This is a genomic window from Ruegeria sp. BG11, from assembly GCF_056538565.1.
Map to the genome: position 1 here is coordinate 42,677 of NZ_JBQFTH010000016.1, position 22,674 is coordinate 65,350.

Sequence of the window (22,674 nt, forward strand, 5' to 3'; positions counted from 1 at the left end):
CTTTGCTTTGTCAGTGCCAAACACTCCGGCAATCAAGCAATGCCGGTCAGCGGAGAGGATCATCCCATGGCAAAAGTCGCGTTTCTTGGTTTGGGTGTTATGGGTTATCCCATGGCTGGGCACCTTCAGGCTGCAGGGCATCAGGTCACCGTTTACAATCGGACCGCCTCCAAGGCCGAGGCCTGGGTGGCCGAACATGGCGGCGCAAAGGCGACGACCCCCAAAGGTGCTGCGGAGGGGGCCGAATTCGTCATGTCCTGCGTTGGCAATGATGACGACCTGCGGATGGTCTGCACCGGCGCGGATGGCGCTTTTGCCGGGATGTCGGATGGCGCGATCTTTGTGGATCACACCACCGTTTCCGCCAAGGTGACGCGTGAGCTTTACGAGGCGGCTAAAGGGCAAGGGATCTCTTTTGTCGACGCGCCGATCTCGGGCGGCCAAGCCGGGGCCGAGAATGGCGTGCTGTCGATCATGTGCGGCGGCGATCAGGTGGTATTTGAAGCGGCAGAGCCGATCATGCAGGTCTATTCGAAAATCTGCCGCCGGATTGGCGAAAGCGGTGCCGGTCAGATGACCAAGATGTGCAACCAGATCGCGATTGCCGGTCTGGTGCAGGGCCTCAGCGAAGCGCTGCATTTTGCTGAAAAGGCCGGTCTGAACGGGCACGCGGTGGTTGAAGTGATCAGCCAAGGTGCGGCAGGCAGCTGGCAGATGGCAAACCGGTACGAGACCATGCTGGACGACCATTTCGACCACGGCTTTGCGGTAGACTGGATGCGCAAGGATCTGGGCATCTGCCTGGACACAGCCAATGAGACGGGCGCGTCCTTGCCTGTCACCGCGCTGGTCGATCAATTCTACAAGGATGTGCAAAAACTTGGCGGTGGACGGTGGGATACCTCGTCGCTGATCAAGCGGTTGCGGGCGTTGGATTAAGGGGGCTGTCTGCCCCCTCTTGGCCCTGTGGGCCAATTCACCCCCGAGGATATTTTTAGCCAGATGAAGAGATCCGCGTTGCGCGGCGGATAGGGATGGGAATGAAAGACATGAGTGATTTCTGGGCAGATGCCCTGCGCAAGTATTGGGGGCTGGACGCCCGGCTGACACGGCTGGACGGAGAGTATGACCTAAACTTTCTGGTCGAAGCGAAGAACGGTCAGGATTATGTCCTGAAAGTCATGCGCGCGGGGTGCGAGCCAGAGTTCGTCGACCTTCAAGTCAAAGCGCTCGAACATATCGCGGCTGGGGCGCCGGGGCTGCCCTTCCCCAAGGTATTCCCCTCGCTGGATGGTGCTGTCCTGCCCGAGATCGAAGATCAGGACGGCCAACCGCGCCTGGCTTGGTTGTTGGAGCGCCTTCCGGGCCAGTGCTACGCCAAGGTCGAACCGAAATCCGAAGACTTGATCCTGAAACTCGGACGCGTTCTTGGCGCGACCGATCGGGCTCTGACTGGGTTTGCGCATGGCAACCTGCAGCGGGACGATTTCAAATGGGACCTGGTGAAAGGCGGTTGGATTGCGGATCAACTGGATGCGGTCAGTGACCCGTGCCGCCGCGCGCTTTTGGACGAAATTGTACAGGGTTTCACTGCGATCTCAGATGCGCTGAACAGCCTGCCCACGCAAGCCATTCACAACGACGCCAATGACTACAACATTCTCGTCGAAGGAGAGCTGAGCGAACGGCGTACCGTATCCGGCCTGATCGACCTGGGCGACATGTGCGCCGCGCCGCGCGTATGCGAGTTGGCCATTGCCGGGGCCTATATCGTTCTGGATCACCCGAAACCCGAACGCGCGCTGACCGCTCTGGTCCGAGGCTATCACGCCGCCAATCGGCTGAGCGCCGAGGAGGTCGATCTGATCTGGCCTCTACTGCGCATGCGACTTGCGGTGTCCGTGGTGAACTCGACCCTGATGGCCGCTGAAAACCCAGACGACCCTTATGTGACCATCAGTCAGACCCCGGCCTGGCGGTTCCTAGAGAACGAAGCCGTCAATGGCGGCCTGATGTCCGCCCGCTTGCGCTGTGCCTGCGGCTTACCGGTGGTCGATAGGGCCGAGCGCATTCACGCCTACCTCTCCGACCATCGCGGCCACTTTGCCGAGATGTTTGGCCAGGACCTGAGCGATGTGCCAATGGGCTCTCTCTCCGTTGAGAACTCCACCTGGCCGCAGAACCCGTTCCATATGCCGCTCGAAGAAGCCGCGCGGGTGGGTGAGGAATTCGGCGAGGGCCTTTGGCTGGGTTACTACAACGAACCCCGTCTGATCTACGCGGAGCCAGGGTTCCGCAAGGGGCCGTGGAAAGCCTCGGACCGGCGCACGGTGCATCTGGCCGTGGACGTGTTTGCGCCCGCTGGCACTGTTTTGCACGCCCCGATGAGCGGCCGGGTCGAAGTGGTCGAGAACCGCGACAGCCATCTTGACTATGGCGGCGTGGTGATCCTGCATCATGAAACGCCCGAGGGGGATCCGTTCTATACACTCTACGGCCATCTGGACCCAGAGGTTTGTGACCGCCTGAAACCGGGCGATCCGGTGGCGCAGGGCGCTGCTTTCGTGCGCCTTGGGGATGCCTCGCAAAACGGTGGATGGGCCCCGCATGTGCATTTCCAGCTTGCCCTGACAACCGAGGGCATGGAGGCCGACTGGCCCGGTGTCGCCGACCCGGATGAGCTGGAGCTGTGGAACGCGGTCTGTCCGAACCCGGCGACCTTGCTGAACCTCGCCGATGACAAGGTTTGCTATCAGCCGACTAACAAACAGGCAGTTCTGCAAGGGCGGCACGACCATTTCGGCGGCAATCTGAGCCTTACCTACAATGACCCGGTCATGTTGGTGCGCGGTTGGAAACACCACCTGTTCGACGAATGGGGTCGCCCCTATCTGGACGCCTATAACAACGTTCCTCATGTGGGACATGCCCACCCGCGCATTCAAGCCGTCGCGGCGGATCAGCTGAAGCGGATGAACTCCAACACCCGATATCTGCACCCGGCGCAGACCGCATTTGCCGACAAGGTGTTGTCGAAGCTGCCGGATCACTTTGAGGTCTGTTTCTTCGTCAATTCAGGCACCGAAGCCAACGAATTGGCCCTGCGTCTGGCCCGCGCCCATACCGGCGCCAAGGGGATCGTGACCCCCGATCACGGCTATCACGGCAACACGAACGCGGCAGTTGCCATGTCGGCCTACAAGTTCAACAAACCCGGCGGGATCGGTCAGGCCGACTGGGTCGAGCTGGTCGAAGTCGCGGATGACTACCGTGGCACGTTTAAACGTGACGACACCGACCGCGCGCAAAGATACGCAGATCTCGTGGACCCTGCGATTGCTGCTTTGCAAGAGAAAGGTGAGGGCGTGGCCGGTTTCATCGCCGAGACCTTCCCTTCGGTCGGTGGGCAGATCATTCCGCCGAAAGGCTATCTACCCGCAGTGTATGAGAAAATCCGGGCGGCGGGCGGTGTCTGCATCGCTGATGAGGTGCAAACCGGACTTGGGCGGCTGGGCGAATACTATTTCGGCTTTGAACACCAAGGCGCGCTGCCCGATATCGTTGTCATGGGCAAACCAATCGGCAACGGTCATCCGTTGGGCGTGCTGGTCACCACCAAGGAAATCGCCCAAAGCTTTGACAACGGGATCGAGTTCTTCTCGACGTTCGGCGGCTCCACCCTGTCATGCCGCATCGGGAAAGAGGTTCTGGACATCGTCGATGACGAAGGTCTGCAGGACAATGCCCGCGTCATGGGCGACCGTCTGATGGCGGGTCTGCGTCAGATCGAATCCGAGTTCGGCTGCGTTGGTGACGTGCGCGGGATGGGTCTGTTTCTGGGGGTAGAGCTGATCAACCCGGATGGCTCGGAAGGGACCGAGATCTGCAGCTTTGTAAAGAACCGGATGCGCGATCATCGTATCCTGATCGGCAGCGAAGGTCCGAAAGACAACATCCTTAAGATCCGCCCGCCTCTGACCATCGAAGCCGAGGATGTGGACATGATCCTATGGGCGCTGCGGGATGTTCTAAAAGGCGTAGGCGACTATACCCCTGCCCCGGTTTGCGACCACGATCACCACCACGCGGGATGTGGCTGCTGCTAAGTAGAAACCCCGGCGCAACCGCCGGGGCTTGATTTGCCGATCAATGCAACACGGCCGAGGGGGTCTGATGACCTGTTGTCGGCATTGGAATGGTGGCTGTCATGCGGCGCAGGGCCATCCCCAGCTCTTCTGACAGTGAGGCAAGGGCCGGCGCAAAATCCGGGCGCACGATCAATGAGGCCATCATCATCGCGTCTTCCCGCGCGCCCTCAGATGCGGCCGCAATCATCTGGGCAAAACAATTCTCATCCGCGCCCAGACAGGCACATCCCAATCCATGACGGATCAATGGGCGGCGGCCATAGCTGGCACACAGCGAGCATAGACGATCTAAGGTCAGCATCGCGGCGCGCCCTTGATTTGCGCCAAGCGCGATGTCGAAATCACTGGCAGCGTCTGCGCGGCCTTTGGCGCCTTCGCTCCATAGGCGCAGATACATCACCGCACCTGCTTCGATTGGGGCAAGGTCTGTCAGGCGGCCAACCGCTGCGCCACCCCGGGACGACGGGCTGCTCATTTCGTCAGGATCAGTTTGCCTGCACGGGTAATGCGCAGCGTATAAAGCTGATCACCCAGTTCGATATGGGCGAGATTGCCGCCTTTGGTCAGCTCTTCAGCCTTGTGCGAAGGCAGCACGGATACGGCAAAGGACTGGGTGGCGATAGGGGTCTGCGCGTTCATTTGACAACTCCGGAGTATCTCAGGCAAGGGCCTGATCTGTTCGCTTTCTCAATGACCTGGCTGACCCGAGTTCGGGGTGGCTGTCGGCTTCTGTTCTTATTCTGATAATTTTAGTAAGGATTGTCAAGCCGCGCATTTGCGGTTGCCGAAAGATGCAATATTGCGCCTTCTTGACGGGCAGGTTAGGCCTGAACTCATAGGTAAAACACTGAGGTCACAATGGGCGCGGCAATTGTATTTGATCTGGACGGAACTCTGGTCGACAGCCTAGGTGACATCGTTGCAGCCGCGAACCAGACGCTGAGCGATCTCGACCTGCCCCCCCTGCCGCGCGAAGTGATCGGGCGATTCGTAGGCAACGGTCTCCCCAAGCTGGTCGAGCGCATGATCCGGCACTGCGAGCTGCCTCTGGATCGTCATGGCGAACTGACGAAAGTGACGCTCGCGCATTACACGGCAGGGGCCAGCAAGACGACAGTGCCCTATCCCGGCATTCCTCAGGCTTTGGCCATCTTGCAATCGCAGGGGCACATACTGGGCGTCTGCACCAACAAGCCCGAGGCCCCTGCCCGGCATATTCTCGACGTACTGGACCTGTCGCGATATTTCGATGTGGTTCTGGGCGGTGACAGCCTGACCACAAGGAAACCCGACCCTCAGCATCTGTTTGCAAGCTTCGACGCATTGCCAGCTCGTGGGTCGCGTGTTTTCGTGGGTGACAGCGAGGTGGACGCAGAAACAGCCGAGCGCGCCGAGATCCCCTTTCTCCTGTTCACGCAAGGCTATCGGAAGTCGCCCGTGACAGATATTCCGCACGACGTTGCCTATGACAAGGCGGACGAGATTCCGCCCCTGGTCGCGCAGATGGTGCAGATGTCTGCTCAGCTGAAATAGGCGCCAGAGTATACCCCGAAAGTTATTGAGGGGCCGGCCGAGGGGGTATGGACCAGCCCCTCATCGGGGAAACTCTGTGTGGCCCTTTGAGGCCAGTTGTTGTCCCTTGTTTAACGGGACGCGACAGATGGCGAAATTGGGGGATTCCCGTAGGGGTGGATTTTTTTGCATTAACCCAGCTGTGAAACCTGCGCTTGACCTCAGGCTTGAGAGGCAATCAATCCCCTAACCGAACGGTCCAGACGCACCAAATTCGGGCTTCTCCCGGACGAACCGCATGAGACGACAACTTGGTCGGGAATAGGCCTTTGACAAGATCAGGGGTGAAAACGCCAGAGCCTACTATTCGGGCTCCGCGTAGTAGCGCGCTTTGGACATTTTGCCGATCCCCGGGTTGAACGAATTCGTCGGATCACAGCACTTGTAGTGGGCGGCCAGATCGGGCTTGGCCTTGTACAAATGCCCCACGTTATGTTCAGCCGGGTATTCCGCGCCGCGCGTGTCGAACAACTCCAACATCGCGGCTTTCAAAGCCTTTGGGTCAGCGCCTTTTTTGACCACGTAGTCCTGATGCATCACGTGGCACATGAAATGACCGTAGTAAAGCTTGTGGACCAGTTGGTCCTCAATCTCTGGCGGAAGCGTCTCAAGCCAGTCCTGATCATTGCGCCGCAAGGCTACGTCGAGCGCAATGATGTCTTCGACCTCATTGCCGTGCAGCGCCATGTACCTGACGGCAGCCCCAGCGGCGGCAAAGCGGTGCAACCCTGCGATCTTGGCCTCTCGCGGAGTGCATTCGAAGGCACCGCCGTCGCGATCTTTCAGGAATAAGGGCAGCCATTCGGCAGCCTCGGCAATCCCCTCGTTCTTCATCTTCAGGATCAGATGGTGTTCGTAACGGTCACGAAACGCGACCATACGTTTCGGCAAGACACGTGGCCAGATTGAGACCGCCATCTGCATGAAGCGGTCCGTAAAGTTGCGCAGGAACGGGATACGGCGCAGGCGGGCATCCACTGCGCCTTTGAGCGCAAAGAACATCGGCAGCCGGTCGGTGCCCAGCTTGTCGATCATCACGACCGTATCCTTGCCGTATCGCGCCGTGATGTCGAAGACCTCGCGCTGCATATATTCGGCGGACACAGGCAGCGACTTGAATTCCGACAGGATGTGACGGCGCAGGGCGGCCAGATCATCGGGGCTGTTTGTTCCGATGTAAAAAACCTTCTCGGCCTCATTCTTGGGGAACGTATCAAGCCGTACGGCAAAGACGGCCAGCTTGCCAGCCGACCCGGCGGATTCGAACAGCTTCGCCTTGTCCGCATTGAACCGCGCAGGCGTTTCTGCGTCGACGTCGCGCACGATCTGCGCGTAGTCGCTGGCCGAGGCGCGTTTGTTCGTGGCCCCCGGGTTCCGGTCGAACCTGCCCGCATCAAGATTTGCCAGGATCTCTTCCGGCGTGTCGCCCAGATCAATTCCCAGATGGTTGACCAGCTCCAGCTCGCCCTTTTCGGATATCCGCGCATGGACGGACAGTTCGGTATAAACAGGGCCGCGTTCCACCAGTGACCCGCCCGAGTTGTTGCAAACCCCGCCCACAATCGACGCGCCGATACACGAGGAGCCGATCACCGAATGCGGCTCTCGTCCTAGTGGGGCCAACAGTTTTTCCAGCGCAAACAGGGTGGCGCCGGGAAAGCTGACGATCTGCTCGCCGTCGTTCAGCGGCACCAGAGTGTCCATGCGGCGCGTGTTGATCAGTACCACGTCCCGGTCATAGCGGCCCGAGGGGGTCGACCCCTCGGTCAGGCCGGTGTTGGCCGCCTGCATGATGACGATCTTGTCGGCTGCAACGCAGGCCTTCAGGACCTTCCACTGCTCCAGAAGGCTGCCGGGCTGGATGACGCACAACGCCTCGCCTTCGCCCGAGCGAAAACCGCGCCGGAACCGTTCCGTCGCGCGTTCGCCAGTCAGGACATGCCGCGCACCAACGACAGAGCGGAAATGTTCAATCAACGCGTCATTGGTCATGGCATTCCTCATGTCTTTATGCGGCGCGGAAACGGATATTCTCGCGGCTCAGTTGGTCGATTCTGGTCACTCCCATCAGCTTCATGTCGCGCTCGATCTCGGCCCGCATGAGGCCCAGCGCTCGCTCGACACCCGGCTGACCAGCGGCGGCCAGAGGATACAGGTACTGACGTCCAACACCGACCGCTTTCGCCCCGATCGAAAGCGCCTTCAGCACATGGGTACCGCGCTGAATGCCGCTGTCCATGATCACGTCCAGCTTGTCGCCAACCGCATCTACGATCTCGGCCAGTTGATCAAACGGCGTGCGTGAGCCATCCAGCTGCCGCCCGCCGTGGTTCGACAGAATGATACCAGTACAGCCAATCTCGGCCGCGCGTTTGGCATCTTCGACGGTCATGATCCCCTTGAGGCAGAAGTGACCATCCCAATCCCGCACCATCTGCGCGACGTCATCCCAATTCATCGACGGGTCCAGCATCTCGGTGAAATAGCCGCCGATCGAGCTGGCACCGCCACCCATATCCACATGCTCTTCCAATTGCGGCAGACGGAATTTTTCGTGGGTGACATAGTTGATCCCCCACATCGGCTTGATCGCAAACTGGATCATGCCGCCCAGTGTCAGGCGGAATGGGATCGAGAAACCGGTGCGCAGGTCACGCTCTCGGTTGCCGCCGGTGATGCTGTCGACGGTCAACATCATGACCTCAACCCCGGCTTCTTTCGCACGCTGCATCATCGCTGCGTTCAGGCCGCGATCCTTGTGGAAATAGAACTGATAGACCTGCGGATTTTTGTGCTTCTTGCGTAGCTCTTCAAGCGAGACGGTGCCCAGCGAAGACACACCGAACATGGTGCCATATTTCTCGGCCGCGGCGGCTACGGCGCGTTCCCCCTGATGGTGAAACAGCCGCTGCAGAGCTGTTGGCGAGCAGTAGAACGGCATATCCAGCTTTTGGCCCATCACGGTGACGGACATGTCTACGTCCTTCACCCCGCGCAGCACCGAGGGCAGCAAATCGCAGCGGTCGAAAGCGGCGGTGTTCTGGCGATAGGTCACCTCATCATCCGCACCGCCATCGATATAGTTGAAGATCGGCCCCGGCAGGCGGCGCTTGGCCAGCTGCCGGAAGTCGTGAAAGTTGTGGCAATGCTTGAGACGCATAGCGTGATCTCCTTAGTACGCCACAGAGGGCAGCCAGGTGGCGAGTGTCGGCCATAGGAAGACAAGCGCCAATCCGGTCAGTTGTAGCAGCACAAAGGGGATGATGCCTTTGTAGATATGCATCAGCTTGATCTCGGGCGGGCAGACGCCTTTCAGGTAGAAAAGAGCGAAGCCAACCGGCGGGGTCAGGAAGCTGGTTTGAAGCGTCACCGCCACCAAGATCACAAACCAGACCAGTGCGGGTTCATCCAGCACTCCGAAGCCCGGAATGTCGATGCCCAGGCCGTTCACGATCGGTCGCATCAGGGGCAATACGATCAGGGTGATCTCGATCCAGTCCAGAACAAAGCCCAGCAGGAATACGATGAACAGGATGAACAGGACCGTGCCATTGGCACCGAAGCCGGTGGATTGGACCACGTGCTCGATCAGTTCATCGCCGCCAAGTTCCCGCAGAACATAGGAGAATACCGTCGCGCCAAGGAAGATCGCGAAGATATAGGCGGTGGTGTTGAAGGTCGAAACCAGCACGTTCCACAGTTTCGCAAAGGTCAGCTTGCGATATCCCAGCGCCAACAGCGTCGCGCCCAATGCACCGATGCCCGAGGCCTCGGTCGGGGTGGTCAGACCTCCGAAGATCGAGCCCAGAACCGCGAGGATCAGAAGCAGCGTTGGAATGACCGCGATCAGAACGTCTTTGACAGCATCCCAGTCAGGCGCTTTTGCCCCTTCGGGCACGGGGGCCGCGTCGCGCTTCACTTGTGCGAGAATGAAGATGTAGGTCAGGTATAGCCCACCGATGATCACACCGGGGAAGACGGCGGCCATGAACAGGTCTCCGACGGACAGAGCCATCTGGTCGGCCATGATCACCAGCATGATCGAGGGCGGGATCAGGATACCCAGCGTGCCCGAAGCAGAGACCACGCCCGCCGCCAACGTCGGCTGATATTTCTGCTGCATCATCGACGGCAAAGACAGCACGCCCAGCAGCACCACGGACGCACCAATAATGCCGGTCGAGGCCGCCAGTATGATCCCGATCAGGGTCACGGTGATGGCAAGACCACCCCGCACGGTGCCGAACAGGCGCTGCATCGAGGTCATCAGACGCTCGGCCACACCGGATTCGTCCAGCATCAGGCCCATGAAGATGAACATCGGCAGCGCGACCAGAACCGCGTTGGACATGGTCGCGTAGACCCGGTTCACCACCGCGCCGAGGGTCAGGTAGTCGAGTCCGGTAAAGGTGCTCTCCAACCCGGTCCACAGCATCAGGTCGTTGTCGAACAGATATGCGAGACCACAGTAGGCAACACCGACACCGGCCAGCACCCAAGCCACCGGATAGCCGGTGAAGAGCAGCGCGATGAAGGTCAGGAACATCGCGATGACCAGTTTTTCCTCGGTCGTTTCAACCAGGAAGGTCAGGCCCACACAGACGGCGGCAAACACAGTCAGCACCAGCAGGATACGACGCAGCGGAGCGCCCTCTCGTTCCGAAGCCGGTCCGTACATCAGTGCGTGCCCGTCATGGATCAGCCGCGCCAGAGCGGCCAGGGCCAACAGAACAAAACTGATCGGAATGACCGCCTTGAAGGCCCAACGCGCAGGCAGACCGGTGGGGCTGTCCGAGCGTTCGTTGACGCGGAAGCTTTCGTAGAAATAGTCATAGCCCTGATCAATCATTAGATAGATGAACGGGGTCAGCAGGGTCAGAATGCCGATCACCTCGATGATCCGCTGCGCCCGGCGGGACAGTTGCATATGCAGAACGTCGACGCGCACGTGGCTGTCTGTGATCAATGCATATGAGATGCCGATCATCGTAACGATGCCGTAGAAGTGCCACTGAATCTCATCCAGTTTGGGGTAGTTCTGGCTGAGCAGATAGCGCAGCGCGACCTGCGAAAAAATCGCCGCCATCAGCAGCACATTCGCCCACATGACGACATGACCGACAGCTTTGACGCTGGTATCAATGGCAACGGCGATTTTTTGACGGTCGGTATCGGGATGCTCCAGGATGCCTTCATAGGCCTCAACCGGATCTTTGGTGGTATTTGAATTGCTCATGGTCATTCCTCGCCCGGCAGCCCTGTGCAAGGGCGGTAAAAGTTTGGAAAATCCGAAGATCAGAAATCGACTGGGGCAGCAGTGTCCGCTGCCCCAGAAACGTCAGTGAGGAAGTTACTGACGTGGGAGGAAGGCGTTGGTCTTCCAGAGGTTGTAGCCGTCACGGAACTCGGTCATGTCGGCCAGTACCTTGGCAAAGAAAGCGTCATTTGCGGCCTCTTCGGCGGCGACCTCTTCCCAAGTGCTGCGGAAGGTATCCAGCATCTCGGGTGACCACTGCTTGAGGGTGACACCGTTGTTTTCAACGTTGTCGATCAGAGCCGCGTGCTGGATCGCTTCACCTTCGGCAAAGCTGTCGGCCATCGAAGCCTTACAGGCGTTTTCGATGATCGCCTTGTGCTGCTCGCTGGTTTCTGCCCAGACGTCTTTGTTGATCATCAGCTCGAAAACTGTCGCTTGCTGGTGCCAGCCCGGGAAGTAGTTGAACTTGACCAGCTTGTGGAAGCCCAGACGTGCGTCGATGGCGGGCATCGAAAACTCGGTCGCGTCGATCGCACCCTTTTCCAGCGCCGGGAAGATCTCACCACCGGGCAGCAAAGAGGTAGCAACACCCAGTTTCTGCATAACCTTGCCGCCCAGACCGAAGAAACGCATCTTCAGGCCGCTCAGGTCTTCGGGTGAGTTGATCTCGGTGGCGAACCAGCCCGAGGTCTCGGGGGCAATGACAGCGCAAGGGATCACGTGGACGTTGTAACCGGCCTGATCATACATCTCTTGGTACAGCGTCATGCCGTTGCCGTAGTAGAGCCACGCCATGTACTCGCCCGCTTCAGGGCCGAAAGGAACGGCCGAGAACAGCGGAGCGGCCGGGATTTTACCCGCCCAGTAACCAGCGGTGGTGTAGCCCGAGTTGATCTTGCCAGTCGAAACCGCGTCTAGAATTTCGAACGGTGGAACCAGTTTGCCTGGCTCATATACCTTCATCTTCAGCGTACCACCCGACATCAGGTCCAACTGCTCGGCAACGCGCGGGATTGGCGAACCAAGACCAGGCAGTTCGGTCGAGAACGCAATCGGGGTTTTCAACAGCAGCTTATCTTTAGCAACCGCAGGTGCGGCCATCAGGCTGGCGGCTACGGCAAGGCTCGTCAGGGTCTTTTTCATAATGTCTCCTCCTGGGTGGGTCGGGCATCTGCCTCAAACACAAACGCAGACCCTTGCGGGTTTGCACTAGTGGTTCACTAACTTTACCAGTGCTACTCAGTCAATAATTTTATTTACCACTGGATCTGCGAAAATGTCCCTGACTGGGCACACTCAGTTTCGATAGATTGCTAAATATTTTCGATAATTCTTATTTTATTGAACGCGTTAAGTTGCATTTCCATGCTGGAACTGAATGCTTGAAAATCGCACCAATATGGTTACATTTATTTACCAATATATCTCACTTCGGCATCTATCTTAGGTAAAACCCATGAACACCAAGGCGATTTTTGAACCGGTCGGACACGAATCGCTGGCCGACGCCGTGGTGGCGCAGATCGAAGACCTCATCGCGTCGGGTATTCTGAAACAGGGGCGCAAGCTGCCGTCCGAGCGGGATCTGGCGGAAATGCTTCGGGTCTCACGGCCGAAGCTGCGCGAAGCACTGGCCGTGCTGGAGGAACGCGGGCTGGTCACCACTCAGCATGGTGAGGGGACCTTTGTCGCCGCCCTGACTGGGCAAGCGATGTTACCGGCCCTTTTGGCGCTCTACGAACGGCACGAGCCTGCCTTTTTCGACCACCTGGAATACCGCCGCGAACAAGAAGGCTTTGCCGCCCGTCTCGCCGCCCGCAGGTCCACCAAGGCCGACAAGGAGAGGATCGCCGAAATCCTCGACGAGAATGTGCGGGCGTGGGAGGCGAACGATGCGCAAGCCTCACGCGAGGCGGATTTCGCCCTGCATGCTGCCATCGTCGACGCCAGCCAGAACGCCACTTTGATCCATATGATGGCCTCGATCTACGAACTGACCAAGCGAGGCGTTTTCTACAATCGCAGTTTTCTGAAATCGATTGACGGTTCGGGCAAACAGCTGCTGGATCAGCACCTTGCCCTGGGTCAAGCGGTGATTGACGGAGACGAAAAGCGCGCCGAACAGGCCGCACTGGACCATATCGACTTTGTCGAGCGCTCCTTCCGGACGGGTATAGAACAGCAACGCCGCGAGGTCATGGCCGAGAAGCGGCGTCTTCTGTCGCGCTAGACATGTAGTGCCAAAGCCGCCCACAAGGACGACTTTGATCAGTGCATTCAGCAAAACCGAAAAGGTGTTCAGGCCTCTACAGCTTTCATAAACCGATCTCGGATCACCACCGGGTCCATCGTGATCGGCGGCATCTTAGCGTTGCCGCTTTCGCATTTGCTGACAATGATGGTCATCTGTCGAGCGTCCAACGCCTCCTGCAACACACGCCCTGTATCTTCGGCGGCGCATTCAATCACGCGCTCACATCCTGCGGCAGCCGCCATTTTCGCCAGCGACGTCTTCAAACCCGCATAGGTCGGCTGATCCCCCGTGGACCCGTATGAGCCATTGTCGACGATCAGCAGGATGTAATTGTCAGTCACGTTGTTCGCGATGGTCGGCAGCGTTCCAAGATTGGTCAGAACGGAGCCGTCCCCATCAATCACGATCACCGGCTTGGGCTGGGACAGAGCTAACCCCAGACCGATGGATGAAGCCAACCCCATCGTGCCCAGCATGTAGAAATTCGTTGGCTGGTCATCAAACGCGTGCAGCTCTTGGCTCGGAATGCCGATGTTACAAACCACCAGTTGATCCCGCAGGATCGGAGCGATTTCTTTAAGGATTTCAGAACGGATCATTGGTCGCCATAGCCTCCCCAGAAGTTGGCATCGGTCAGAATGGCAACCGGCTTGTTGCACATGAATGTGTATTTCAGGATCGCATCCAGCTCAGCCACATCCGCCTGATGGTGAAAGTGGTAAGTCGGGATATTGAGCTGCGCCAGCAACGCTTTGGTGTGGACCGCCATCTCAACCTGACATGCAATCGGCTCGCGCAACTCACCGCGATACGAGATCAGCATCGGCAGTGGCATCCGGTAGTACTGGATCAGAGTCGCCAACGTGTTGATCGTCACCCCGATTGCTGTGTTCTGCATGATAATGGCCGGGCGCTTACCGCCCATCCATGCGCCTGCGCACAGGCCCATCCCCTCATCCTCTTTGTTCGAAGGGATGTGATAGATGCCTTCGCGCTGGTCGATCTCATCAATGACACCAGCCAGTTGTTTGCAGGGGACGGTGGTCACGAACGAAATGTCATTCGCCACCAGATCGTCAGTGATCTTCTTGTCTATATTCATCTTCCGGCTGTCATTCCTGTTGTTGTCGCCCAAGGGCGTGATTGACGGTTATCACCTACGGTACACATGCACCGCGCAAGGGGCATGACGCACAACGCGCGACGCGGTTGAGCCCAGGAAATAGTCGCTGAGATCGGGCTTGTGAGACCCGATGACGATGCAATCGACACCGTTCTCCGCCGCATAATCTATGATCGTGCGCGCCGTGTGGCCCTTCACGAGTTCGGAACTCACCCCATCCAGCCCTTCGACTTTGCGCGACAGTTCCAGTCGGGCGCGGCGATATCCTTCTGCCACCAGATCCTTGTCCAGAAACGCACTGACCGAGCCCTGCGGCATTTCGTAAACATGCAAAGCAATGATCTCTCCGCCGCCCTGAGACAAGGCACGCGCCACTTCCAGAGTGTGTTGCGAGATATCGTGATCCAGCGCCATTGGAACGAGAACTTTCTTGTACATGTCAAACTCCTTTCGACCCGGTCGGCCCTATCAAGCCAAGGATAGTACCCAGTGCGGTATCAAGGCCAGAGAACAGTTTGGCAGGTGGTGGTTGGACCGATCATCCTTCGGCACGCAGATCAAATTCCTCATCCGGGAAATACTTGGCGAGGCGCACATCGGCCGCCCGTGCATGTCCCTCCATCCCTTCCACGCGCGAAATCCGGGCAGTGGCCAGGGCGATGGGTTTTGAGCCTTCCCGAGTCGCCCGCTGCCATGTCACGATCTTCATGTATTTGTGGACGCTCAGCCCGCCCGTGTAGCTGGCCGCCCCCGAGGTCGGCAGAACGTGGTTGGTACCCGTTGCCTTGTCCCCATAGGATACAGTGGTCTCTTCCCCCAGAAACAAAGAGCCATAGCAGGTCAGGCGATCCAGCCACCATTCCAGATCCTCGGCCTGAACGGTCAGGTGTTCCGGCGCGTATTCGTCAGAACAAGCGGCCATCTCTTCGCGATCCGAACAAACGATGACCTCGGCATAGTCGCGCCATGCAGCAGCCGCGTTTTCTCGGTTCAGGTCAGGAAGATCTGCAATCAACTCGGGCACCAGTGTCATGACATTCTGCGCAAGCGCTCGGTCATCTGTCACCAGCCAGACAGGAGAGTTATACCCGTGTTCCGCCTGACTCACGAGATCGGTGGCCACAACAAGCGGGTCCGCACTGCTGTCGGCGAGGACCAGACTGTCGGTTGGTCCGGCGATCATGTCGATGCCAACCTCACCGTAGAGGATGCGCTTGGCCTCGGCCACGAACTGGTTCCCGGGCCCTACAAGGATGTTCGCGCGCGGCAGGCCGAACAGGCCGTATCGCATCGCGGCGACACCCTGCACCCCTCCCATCGCCAGAATACTATCGGCCCCACAGATATGGGCCGCATAGACAACTGCAGGTGCAACGCCTTCATCCGGCTTCGGAGGAGAACACGCGATGATGTGGCGGCATCCGGCCACTTTGGCGGTTGTCACCGTCATGATTGCACTGGCGATATGGCTGTACCGACCGCCGGGCACATAGCACCCCGCCGCATCCACGGGGATTGCCTTTTGACCAGCGATCACTCCGGGCACGATCTCGGTTTGGACGTCTGTCATCGTAGCCTTCTGCGCCTCGGCAAAATGGCGGACGTTGTTATGGGCGAAACGGATATCCGCCTTCAGCTTTTCGGGCACAAGCGCAATGGCGGCGTCAATCTCGTCCTGCGTCATCAGAACGTTGCCGTCGAACCTGTCGAACTTGGCCGCATATTCCAGCGCCTTCGCATCGCCGCCGGCTTCAATCTCCGCCAGGATGGTCTTGACCGTATCGTGAACCTCAGGCGCATCAGAATGCGCCGTCAGCATCGCCTTTTTGAGATAGTCGCGCGCCATAGTCAGCCCCTGCTCTCGGTTCTTGCCCGGCCACTCTGTCAGAGGCAAAATCGGCTTTGCAAGCGTTTGTGGAGCCGTAAACAAAACTCTTTTCAATCTTCTAACCCCATTTAAGAAATGATAAATTTCGGCATTGGGAAAGCTGAAACTCGGGCCTGCAAGATGGCCCTTGCACCGTTGTTGCCTTTGGAGTCAGCGGCCCGCTCGACCCTCTTCAAGACGTGAGGCAAGCGGTCGAACGCGGCGATTCGCAGATGCACTCGGGCAAAAGAAAACGCCCCTGACATAAGTCAGAGGCGGTTCCAAAAGCATTTTCAGAGGGCGGTTAGCCGCGCTCTTCGATGATCTCAACCAGATGCGGGATCTTGTTGACCATGCCGCGGACCGAAGGAGTATCCTCCAGCTCACGGGTGCGGTGCATCTTGTTCAGGCCCAGGCCGATCAGGGTTGCGCGCTGTTCGGCGGGGCGACGGATCGGAGAACCGATCTGCTTGACGACGATGGTTTTTGCCATTGCTCGCTACTCCTTACGCTTCGGCTTCAGCCGGTGCTTCGTCCCGCTTGGGCAGGATGTCGGCAACTTTTTTACCACGACGTGCGGCAACCGAACGCGGGCTCTGCTCTTTCTGCAGGCCGTTGATGGTGGCGCGGATCATGTTGTACGGGTTCTGCGAGCCCAGCGACTTGGACACAACGTCCTTAACGCCCAGCATTTCGAACACTGCACGCATCGGACCACCGGCGATGATACCAGTACCTTCGGGTGCGGTGCGCATGACCACTTTACCAGCGCCGTGACGGCCCTCGATGTCGTGGTGCAGAGTACGACCTTCGCGCAGTTGCACGCGGATCATCTGACGCTTGGCTTGCTCAGTCGCCTTTCGGATGGCCTCAGGTACTTCTTTCGCTTTACCTTTACCAAAGCCGACGCGGCCTTTCTGATCGCCGACAACCACCAGAGCGGCGAAGCCAAAGCGCTTACCACCTTTTACGGTTTTCGACACGCGGTTGATTGCGACCAGGCGATCTGCAAATTCCGGTGCTTCTTCACGGTCGCGGCCACGGCCCCGACGGTTTTCACGTTCTGCCATTTGGCATCCCTTTTCTCATGTGGCGCATACGGCGCCGTTTGCTTCAATCCAAGTGAGCCGCGACTGTTGCCGAGGCCCCCGGATCATCGGGGCAGCCGCAAAGCTGCCCGCAAGTCTTAGATCTTCAGACCACCTTCACGCGCGGCGTCGGCAACTGCCTTCACCTTGCCGTGGAACAGGAAGCCACCACGATCGAAATAGGCCTCTTCGACGCCTGCCTTCTTGGCACGCTCGGCGATGGCCGCGCCCACTTTGGTGGCCGCTTCGACGTTGTTCTTGCCAACAACACCCAGATCTTTTTCCAGGGTCGAGGCCGATGCCAGGGTCACGCCGCGGACGTCGTCGATCAGCTGAACGCTGATGTTCTTGTTCGAACGGTGAACCGACAGGCGTACACGGCCGGCGTTGACTTTGCGAAGTTTGTTCCGAACGCGCAGGCGGCGCTTCAGAAACAGGGTTCTTTTGCTGTTTGCCATTGTTTGCGTCCTTACTTCTTCTTGCCTTCCTTGCGGAAGATGAACTCGCCCTTGTAGCGGATGCCCTTGCCTTTGTAAGGCTCGGGACGGCGCCATTCGCGGATTTTGGCCGCGACTTCGCCCACCTGCTGCTGGTCGATACCTTCCACAACGATCTCGGTCTGCTTCGGCGCGGTGATGGTGACACCTTCCGGAGCAGTGAAATCAACATCGTGGCTGTAGCCCAGGTTCAGCTTCAGGGTGTTGCCCTGCATCTGAGCCCGGTAACCAACACCCTGGATCTCCAGCTCTTTTTTGAAGCCTTCGGTCACACCGGTTACCAGATTGGCAACCATGGTGCGGCTCATGCCCCACTGCTGGCGGGCACGCTTGGACATGCCACGGGGGTCGATCTTGACCACGTTGTCTTCAACCGACAGCGTCACGTCGTCGGTGGCGGTGAAGCTGCGGGTGCCTTTCGGACCTTTGACTTCGATGGTCTGACCCGACACAGAGGCGGTAACGCCGCTGGGCAGCTCGACCGGTTTTTTACCAATACGAGACATTGCAGACCTCCTTAGAAGACGGTGCAGAGCACTTCGCCGCCAACATTGTTGGAGCGAGCGTTTGCGTCCGACATCACACCTTTCGGAGTGCTGACAATCGACACGCCCAGACCCTGACGGACCTGCGGGATGTCATTGACGCCCATGTAGACGCGACGACCGGGTTTCGAAACCCGCTTCAGCTCGCGAATAACAGGGGTGCCTTCGTAATACTTCAGGCTGATTTCGATGGCCGGATGACCGTTTGCACCGGTCGTCTTTTCATAACCACGGATGTAGCCTTCGTCCGCCAGCACGTCCAGAACCCATCCGCGCAGCTTGGAAGCCGGGGTGGAAACGGTGGACTTGCCGCGCATTTGCGCGTTGCGGATACGGGTGAGCATATCGCCGATAGGATCATTCATATCTATGTCTCCCTTACCAGCTCGATTTCACCATGCCGGGGATCTGACCAGCAGAACCCAGCTCGCGCAGCGCGATACGGCTGACCTTCAGCTTACGGTAGTAAGCGTGGGGACGACCGGTCAGCTGACAACGGTTGTGCAGACGGGTAGCCGAGCTGTTGCGCGGCAGTTTCGCCAGTTTCAGACGCGCTTTGAAACGCTCTTCCATCGGGCGGCTCTCGTCATTCGCGATTTCTTTCAGCTCGGCACGCTTTGCGGCATATTTGGCCACCAGGCGTTCGCGCTTCTTCTCGCGTTCGATCATTGCTTTTTTAGCCATGTCTCAATCCTCCCGGCGCTTACGCGTTGAACGGCATGTTGAATGCTTTCAACAGGCTCTTCGCTTCAGCGTCGGTTTTCGCTGTGGTGGCAATTACGATATCCAGGCCCCAGACCTCGTCGACCTTGTCGAAATCGATTTCCGGGAACACGATGTGCTCTTTCATGCCCATGGCAAAGTTGCCCTGACCATCGAAAGACGGCTTAACACCGCGGAAGTCACGAACGCGCGGCAGCGCGATGGTGATCAGGCGATCCAGGAATTCGTACATCCGGTCACCGCGCAGGGTCACTTTCGCGCCCAGCGGCATGTCTTCACGGACGCGGAAACCCGCGATCGACTTCTTCGCCTTGGTTGCAACGGCCTTTTGACCAGCAATCGCAGTCAGATCTTCGACAGCAGCTTTCGCTTTCTTCGAGTCTTTGACCGCCTCAGCACCACAACCGATGTTCAGAACGATTTTGTCCAGCTTGGGCAGCTGCATGTCGTTCTTGTAGCCGAACTCTTCTTTCAGAGCGGCACGGATGGTTTCAACGTACTGAGCTTTCAGACGCGGGGTGTAGGTTGCGGAATCAAGCATCGATCACGTCCCCTGTGGTCTTGGCGAAGCGGACCTTCTTGTCACCTTCCATGCGGAAGCCAACGCGGGTTGCTTTGCCGTTCTTGTCCAGCAGCGCCAGGTTCGACAGCTCGATCGGGTTTGCCTGAGGCAGGCGACCACCTTGCGAGGTTTGCGACTGACGTGTGTGACGGATGGCAATGTTGATGCCTTCGACAACAGCTTTACCGGCTTTGGGGTCAACCGAGGAAATGGTTCCCTCTTTGCCCTTGTCCTTGCCGGCCAGCACGACGACCTTGTCGCCTTTGCGGAGTTTAGCAGCCATGATTACAGCACCTCCGGAGCCAGCGAGATGATTTTCATGAAGTTCTTGCCGCGCAGTTCACGAACAACGGGGCCAAAGATACGGGTACCGACTGGCTCGTTGTTGTTGTTCAGGATGACGGCGGCGTTGCGATCGAAACGGATCGCAGTGCCGTCTTCGCGACGGACTTCCTTGGCGGTGCGTACGACGACGGCCTTACGGACGTCACCTTTCTTTACGCGGCCGCGCGGGATGGCTTCCTTCACCGAGACGACAATGATGTCGCCAACGGAGGCGTATTTACGCTTGGAACCACCCAGGACCTTGATGCACTGAACTCGGCGTGCGCCGGAGTTGTCAGCGACATCCAGATTGGTCTGCATCTGGATCATGTGGTTTCTCCCGACCTGTGGGGGCTGGTCTCGTTAGATCCCCCAGGGTTTCGACAAATGGGAAAATCCCGGAGGCTTACGCTTCCAGAACTTCCCAACGTTTCGTCTTCGATTTCGGCGCGCATTCGATGATGCGTACAGTGTCGCCGACCTTGAAGGCGTTCTTTTCGTCGTGAGCCCGATATTTCTTGGACTTACGAACGGTTTTGTGCAGCAGCGGGTGCTTGAAACGACGCTCAACCGAAACGGTTACGGTTTGCTCGTTGGCGTCGCTGGTTACTACTCCGGAAAGGATACGCTTGGGCATAGGATTACTCCTCCGATGCCGCGGCAGCGGCCTTCTCGTTCAGAATGGTTTTGACGCGGGCAGCGTTGCGGCGAGCCGCTTTGATGCCAGCAGTGTTTTCCAGCTGACCGGTTGCCTGTTGAAAGCGCAGATTAAAGCTTTCTTTCTTCAGGTTGGCCAGTTCCTCGCGGAGCTGGTCCGGGGTCTTGTCACGTAGTTCTTGGGCGTTCATCGCCTTTTTCCTTTGCTCAAAACACCAGAAGGCCCCGTACACGGGTCACCTTGGACCTGGTGGATGAATGATAGACATGCGAATCCCCCGACTCGGCCGGGGGACTTGCAGGATGCCGCCGTATAAGGGTTTAGGGGGTGGGTGGCAAGAGAAAGTTTAGCAGCTCGCGTTTAAGCCCAGCAGCATATATCACAGCGTCGCAAAATACTATTTTTGAATTGCATCGCGCTCTTCCTGAGCATGAAAGCGCTGCTAAGATGGGACTTTCTACTTCCGCGAGAAATTTCTTTTAGTCACTCTTGTCCTTCGACTCGACCACCTACATACAGTAACGGACGATTGCGTCTACGCAAAGTGTTGACTTTCAAGCAGGAGAAAGAATTGAAACCAAAAATTTTTATCGGCTCATCTCGCGAAGGAGTAAAAATTGCCGATGCGATTCACTACAATCTAACCCGAGATGCGGAGTGTACGGTTTGGAAAGATGGAGTCTTTCAACTTTCGAACAACACGCTAGCAAGTTTGATTGACGCACTCAGAACATCAGATTTCGGTATTTTCGTTTTTTCACCAGACGACATTACGATCATGAGAGGCGAAACGGCCAACACAGTTCGAGACAATGTGCTCTTTGAACTCGGCCTTTTCATAGGTCGGCTTGGACAGGAACGTTGCTTTTTCTTAATACCGGATAAGTCTAGTGATCTCAGACTGCCAAGCGATTTAGCTGGGGTGACACCTGGCTACTATGAAAGTGAAAGGTCTGATGAAAACTGGATGGCTGCACTTTCTCCCGCATGTATGCAGATACGATCTTGCATTGGTCGACTAAAGTCTTTCCAAGATGCGGTTCCTTCCACTGTCGACCAAAGAGAAGAAACGACCACTAACAACAACGAAACTACAAACAAAGACACCTCATTGTCGTTGACCGCTGAGTACTACAAACGGAGCATTTTGGTTAAGGGCAATACTCACGAATACAAAGACCAACTTAGAAAAGTCGGAAACTGGAACAAAGGTCTATTCGGCTGGGTTATACCCAAGAGTAAAGAAAAAGAACTAAAAAATCTACTGCCGGGGCTTCTCATCAAAGAAGCTGCCTAGTCGAAGCTCAGCTCAGACAGAAAGATAGCTAGCAATAAATGCAGCTCTCAATGGCCGTGCTATAGGCCATTGAGCCATCCCTAAAAGAAGTTAGTGAGCTATTCCCACTTATAGTTAAAGCTCACCGAAATCCGCTCATCCTCGGCCATATTCATCGGCACCTCGTGGCGCAGCCAGCTTTCCCAAAGCAAGACATCGCCCACTTGCGGCTTCATATAGATGAACGGCTGCAAATCGCGCCGTCCGCCTTTCAGACGCGTCGGCGCGGCCATCATGCGGCCTGAACGGGGGTCTTCCAATTTCAGCGCGCTCGCCCCTTCGGGCATCGCAACATAGGTCGTGCCCGAGATCACACTGTGCGGGTGCAAGTGGCTGGAGTGCATGCCGCCCTCCGGCAGGATGTTGATCCATAGGTCTTCAAGCTTCAGCGCACCCTCGCCCAGATCAAATTCCAGATCCTTCGCAAAGGCGGCGACGTGCTGATCCAGCGCCTTTACCAAATCGTTAAAGATCGGGAAGCGCCAGGGCAAATCGGTCAGCGAGGCGTAGCTGGTGTAGCCGGGATAGCCATTCTCTTCACACCATTCCTGCCCGGCCTCATCATCCTCGGCAATAACAAGACAGGAGTTTTCCAGCTCGCCCGCGTCGATCTTGGGATCGAACTCGGACAAAGCTGCGCGATAGAGACGGGTAACGAAGAGTGATTCAATCTGTGCCATGCCCCGGCTATATCCCAGCCGAGGCACAAGGGCGAGAGCA

At 57.8% G+C, this 22,674-nt stretch carries 26 protein-coding genes and 1 pseudogene; 5 read left to right on the forward strand and 22 right to left on the reverse strand.

Annotation, left to right across the window (positions count from 1 at the left end):
• Positions 1-939, forward strand: a pseudogene (locus ACR0JF_RS20845) (NAD(P)-dependent oxidoreductase); the annotation flags it as partial.
• 101 nt (positions 940-1,040) lie between these two features.
• Entirely contained in the window at positions 1,041-4,106 is a 3,066-nt protein-coding gene (locus ACR0JF_RS20850) for an aminotransferase class III-fold pyridoxal phosphate-dependent enzyme (protein WP_170662829.1), read from the forward strand.
• Positions 4,107-4,146: 40 nt separating this feature from the next.
• Here ACR0JF_RS20850 and ACR0JF_RS20855 read toward each other — a convergent pair whose 3' ends face one another.
• Positions 4,147-4,623 (reverse strand): hypothetical protein, encoded by a 477-nt coding sequence (locus ACR0JF_RS20855; protein WP_170662759.1) that lies wholly within the window; start codon positions 4,621-4,623, stop codon positions 4,147-4,149.
• Positions 4,620-4,787: a hemin uptake protein HemP gene (hemP, locus tag ACR0JF_RS20860; RefSeq protein ID WP_170468565.1), complete on the reverse strand. Its 168-nt coding sequence runs from the start codon at positions 4,785-4,787 to the stop codon at positions 4,620-4,622. The genes ACR0JF_RS20855 and hemP overlap by 4 nt, the downstream gene beginning before the upstream one ends.
• A gap of 219 nt (positions 4,788-5,006) precedes the next feature.
• Here hemP and gph point away from each other — a divergent pair, with 219 nt between their 5' ends.
• Entirely contained in the window at positions 5,007-5,681 is a 675-nt protein-coding gene (gene gph / locus ACR0JF_RS20865; protein WP_170662757.1) for a phosphoglycolate phosphatase, read from the forward strand.
• 342 nt (positions 5,682-6,023) lie between these two features.
• Here gph and dld read toward each other — a convergent pair whose 3' ends face one another.
• The 4 genes from dld to ACR0JF_RS20885 all read right to left on the reverse strand — a co-directional run bounded on the left by dld (position 6,024) and on the right by ACR0JF_RS20885 (position 12,120).
• Positions 6,024-7,712, reverse strand: a complete 1,689-nt coding sequence (gene dld / locus ACR0JF_RS20870; protein ID WP_170662755.1) for a D-lactate dehydrogenase — start codon at positions 7,710-7,712, stop codon at positions 6,024-6,026.
• A gap of 16 nt (positions 7,713-7,728) precedes the next feature.
• Complete coding sequence (locus ACR0JF_RS20875) at positions 7,729-8,880, reverse strand: alpha-hydroxy acid oxidase (RefSeq protein ID WP_170662753.1); 1,152 nt, start codon at positions 8,878-8,880, stop codon at positions 7,729-7,731.
• 12 nt (positions 8,881-8,892) lie between these two features.
• Positions 8,893-10,956: a TRAP transporter large permease subunit gene (locus tag ACR0JF_RS20880; RefSeq protein ID WP_170662751.1), complete on the reverse strand. Its 2,064-nt coding sequence runs from the start codon at positions 10,954-10,956 to the stop codon at positions 8,893-8,895.
• A gap of 114 nt (positions 10,957-11,070) precedes the next feature.
• On the reverse strand, positions 11,071-12,120 hold the full coding sequence (locus ACR0JF_RS20885) for a TRAP transporter substrate-binding protein (protein ID WP_170380531.1): 1,050 nt from the start codon (positions 12,118-12,120) through the stop codon (positions 11,071-11,073).
• A gap of 313 nt (positions 12,121-12,433) precedes the next feature.
• Here ACR0JF_RS20885 and ACR0JF_RS20890 point away from each other — a divergent pair, with 313 nt between their 5' ends.
• A complete protein-coding gene (locus tag ACR0JF_RS20890; RefSeq protein WP_170468578.1) occupies positions 12,434-13,207 on the forward strand; it encodes a FadR/GntR family transcriptional regulator in 774 nt (257 codons plus the stop codon).
• A 68-nt stretch (positions 13,208-13,275) separates the two neighbouring features.
• On the opposite strand, the gene comE is transcribed toward ACR0JF_RS20890, so the two are convergent.
• The 15 genes from comE to rpmC form a co-directional block, all read right to left on the reverse strand.
• Entirely contained in the window at positions 13,276-13,830 is a 555-nt protein-coding gene (gene comE, locus ACR0JF_RS20895) for a sulfopyruvate decarboxylase subunit beta (RefSeq protein WP_170662749.1), read from the reverse strand.
• A complete protein-coding gene (locus ACR0JF_RS20900) occupies positions 13,827-14,333 on the reverse strand; it encodes a sulfopyruvate decarboxylase subunit alpha (protein WP_170468582.1) in 507 nt (168 codons plus the stop codon). The genes comE and ACR0JF_RS20900 overlap by 4 nt, the downstream gene beginning before the upstream one ends.
• Positions 14,334-14,384: 51 nt before the next feature.
• On the reverse strand, positions 14,385-14,792 hold the full coding sequence (locus ACR0JF_RS20905; protein WP_170662747.1) for a universal stress protein: 408 nt from the start codon (positions 14,790-14,792) through the stop codon (positions 14,385-14,387).
• 100 nt (positions 14,793-14,892) lie between these two features.
• Positions 14,893-16,200, reverse strand: coding sequence for a histidinol dehydrogenase (hisD, locus tag ACR0JF_RS20910; protein WP_170662827.1), 1,308 nt, complete (start codon positions 16,198-16,200; stop codon positions 14,893-14,895).
• 325 nt (positions 16,201-16,525) lie between these two features.
• Positions 16,526-16,714, reverse strand: coding sequence for a 50S ribosomal protein L30 (gene rpmD, locus ACR0JF_RS20915; protein WP_074736195.1), 189 nt, complete (start codon positions 16,712-16,714; stop codon positions 16,526-16,528).
• A gap of 13 nt (positions 16,715-16,727) precedes the next feature.
• Positions 16,728-17,291: a 30S ribosomal protein S5 gene (rpsE, locus tag ACR0JF_RS20920; RefSeq protein ID WP_170356677.1), complete on the reverse strand. Its 564-nt coding sequence runs from the start codon at positions 17,289-17,291 to the stop codon at positions 16,728-16,730.
• 116 nt (positions 17,292-17,407) lie between these two features.
• On the reverse strand, positions 17,408-17,767 hold the full coding sequence (gene rplR / locus ACR0JF_RS20925) for a 50S ribosomal protein L18 (RefSeq protein ID WP_039523386.1): 360 nt from the start codon (positions 17,765-17,767) through the stop codon (positions 17,408-17,410).
• 11 nt (positions 17,768-17,778) lie between these two features.
• Positions 17,779-18,312, reverse strand: a complete 534-nt coding sequence (gene rplF, locus ACR0JF_RS20930) for a 50S ribosomal protein L6 (protein WP_170373361.1) — start codon at positions 18,310-18,312, stop codon at positions 17,779-17,781.
• Positions 18,313-18,323: 11 nt separating this feature from the next.
• Positions 18,324-18,716, reverse strand: coding sequence for a 30S ribosomal protein S8 (rpsH, locus tag ACR0JF_RS20935; protein WP_170373360.1), 393 nt, complete (start codon positions 18,714-18,716; stop codon positions 18,324-18,326).
• Positions 18,717-18,729: 13 nt separating this feature from the next.
• Positions 18,730-19,035: a 30S ribosomal protein S14 gene (rpsN, locus tag ACR0JF_RS20940; protein WP_068340744.1), complete on the reverse strand. Its 306-nt coding sequence runs from the start codon at positions 19,033-19,035 to the stop codon at positions 18,730-18,732.
• 19 nt (positions 19,036-19,054) lie between these two features.
• Positions 19,055-19,615 (reverse strand): 50S ribosomal protein L5, encoded by a 561-nt coding sequence (gene rplE, locus ACR0JF_RS20945; protein WP_170356680.1) that lies wholly within the window; start codon positions 19,613-19,615, stop codon positions 19,055-19,057.
• The gene (gene rplX, locus ACR0JF_RS20950) at positions 19,608-19,919 is read right to left on the reverse strand and encodes a 50S ribosomal protein L24 (protein ID WP_068340764.1); all 312 of its coding nucleotides are present in this window, start codon (positions 19,917-19,919) and stop codon (positions 19,608-19,610) included. Before rplX ends, rplE begins: the two co-directional genes overlap by 8 nt.
• Positions 19,920-19,921: 2 nt before the next feature.
• The gene (rplN, locus tag ACR0JF_RS20955; RefSeq protein ID WP_008757934.1) at positions 19,922-20,290 is read right to left on the reverse strand and encodes a 50S ribosomal protein L14; all 369 of its coding nucleotides are present in this window, start codon (positions 20,288-20,290) and stop codon (positions 19,922-19,924) included.
• A gap of 76 nt (positions 20,291-20,366) precedes the next feature.
• The gene (rpsQ, locus tag ACR0JF_RS20960) at positions 20,367-20,597 is read right to left on the reverse strand and encodes a 30S ribosomal protein S17 (RefSeq protein WP_152459158.1); all 231 of its coding nucleotides are present in this window, start codon (positions 20,595-20,597) and stop codon (positions 20,367-20,369) included.
• Positions 20,598-20,601: 4 nt separating this feature from the next.
• Entirely contained in the window at positions 20,602-20,808 is a 207-nt protein-coding gene (gene rpmC / locus ACR0JF_RS20965) for a 50S ribosomal protein L29 (protein ID WP_010437082.1), read from the reverse strand.
• A gap of 381 nt (positions 20,809-21,189) precedes the next feature.
• On the opposite strand from rpmC, the gene ACR0JF_RS20970 reads away from it, so the two are divergent.
• Positions 21,190-21,915, forward strand: a complete 726-nt coding sequence (locus tag ACR0JF_RS20970) for a nucleotide-binding protein (protein WP_170662743.1) — start codon at positions 21,190-21,192, stop codon at positions 21,913-21,915.
• A 98-nt stretch (positions 21,916-22,013) separates the two neighbouring features.
• On the opposite strand, the gene ACR0JF_RS20975 is transcribed toward ACR0JF_RS20970, so the two are convergent.
• Positions 22,014-22,634 carry a 2OG-Fe(II) oxygenase family protein gene (locus tag ACR0JF_RS20975; protein WP_170662741.1) on the reverse strand — a complete coding sequence of 207 codons (621 nt, stop codon included), beginning with the start codon at positions 22,632-22,634 and terminating at the stop codon, positions 22,014-22,016.
• Between the last annotated feature and the right edge of the window lie 40 nt (positions 22,635-22,674).

Coding starts and splice junctions, on each gene's coding strand:
- ACR0JF_RS20850 (WP_170662829.1), top strand. CDS start 1,041: ATGAAAGACATGAGTGATTTCTGGGCAGATGCCCTGCGCAAGTATTGG.
- ACR0JF_RS20855 (WP_170662759.1), bottom strand. CDS start 4,623: ATGAGCAGCCCGTCGTCCCGGGGTGGCGCAGCGGTTGGCCGCCTGACA.
- hemP (WP_170468565.1), bottom strand. CDS start 4,787: ATGAACGCGCAGACCCCTATCGCCACCCAGTCCTTTGCCGTATCCGTG.
- gph (WP_170662757.1), top strand. CDS start 5,007: ATGGGCGCGGCAATTGTATTTGATCTGGACGGAACTCTGGTCGACAGC.
- dld (WP_170662755.1), bottom strand. CDS start 7,712: ATGACCAATGACGCGTTGATTGAACATTTCCGCTCTGTCGTTGGTGCG.
- ACR0JF_RS20875 (WP_170662753.1), bottom strand. CDS start 8,880: ATGCGTCTCAAGCATTGCCACAACTTTCACGACTTCCGGCAGCTGGCC.
- ACR0JF_RS20880 (WP_170662751.1), bottom strand. CDS start 10,956: ATGAGCAATTCAAATACCACCAAAGATCCGGTTGAGGCCTATGAAGGC.
- ACR0JF_RS20885 (WP_170380531.1), bottom strand. CDS start 12,120: ATGAAAAAGACCCTGACGAGCCTTGCCGTAGCCGCCAGCCTGATGGCC.
- ACR0JF_RS20890 (WP_170468578.1), top strand. CDS start 12,434: ATGAACACCAAGGCGATTTTTGAACCGGTCGGACACGAATCGCTGGCC.
- comE (WP_170662749.1), bottom strand. CDS start 13,830: ATGATCCGTTCTGAAATCCTTAAAGAAATCGCTCCGATCCTGCGGGAT.
- ACR0JF_RS20900 (WP_170468582.1), bottom strand. CDS start 14,333: ATGAATATAGACAAGAAGATCACTGACGATCTGGTGGCGAATGACATT.
- ACR0JF_RS20905 (WP_170662747.1), bottom strand. CDS start 14,792: ATGTACAAGAAAGTTCTCGTTCCAATGGCGCTGGATCACGATATCTCG.
- hisD (WP_170662827.1), bottom strand. CDS start 16,200: ATGGCGCGCGACTATCTCAAAAAGGCGATGCTGACGGCGCATTCTGAT.
- rpmD (WP_074736195.1), bottom strand. CDS start 16,714: ATGGCAAAAACCATCGTCGTCAAGCAGATCGGTTCTCCGATCCGTCGC.
- rpsE (WP_170356677.1), bottom strand. CDS start 17,291: ATGGCAGAACGTGAAAACCGTCGGGGCCGTGGCCGCGACCGTGAAGAA.
- rplR (WP_039523386.1), bottom strand. CDS start 17,767: ATGGCAAACAGCAAAAGAACCCTGTTTCTGAAGCGCCGCCTGCGCGTT.
- rplF (WP_170373361.1), bottom strand. CDS start 18,312: ATGTCTCGTATTGGTAAAAAACCGGTCGAGCTGCCCAGCGGCGTTACC.
- rpsH (WP_170373360.1), bottom strand. CDS start 18,716: ATGAATGATCCTATCGGCGATATGCTCACCCGTATCCGCAACGCGCAA.
- rpsN (WP_068340744.1), bottom strand. CDS start 19,035: ATGGCTAAAAAAGCAATGATCGAACGCGAGAAGAAGCGCGAACGCCTG.
- rplE (WP_170356680.1), bottom strand. CDS start 19,615: ATGCTTGATTCCGCAACCTACACCCCGCGTCTGAAAGCTCAGTACGTT.
- rplX (WP_068340764.1), bottom strand. CDS start 19,919: ATGGCTGCTAAACTCCGCAAAGGCGACAAGGTCGTCGTGCTGGCCGGC.
- rplN (WP_008757934.1), bottom strand. CDS start 20,290: ATGATCCAGATGCAGACCAATCTGGATGTCGCTGACAACTCCGGCGCA.
- rpsQ (WP_152459158.1), bottom strand. CDS start 20,597: ATGCCCAAGCGTATCCTTTCCGGAGTAGTAACCAGCGACGCCAACGAG.
- rpmC (WP_010437082.1), bottom strand. CDS start 20,808: ATGAACGCCCAAGAACTACGTGACAAGACCCCGGACCAGCTCCGCGAG.
- ACR0JF_RS20975 (WP_170662741.1), bottom strand. CDS start 22,634: ATGGCACAGATTGAATCACTCTTCGTTACCCGTCTCTATCGCGCAGCT.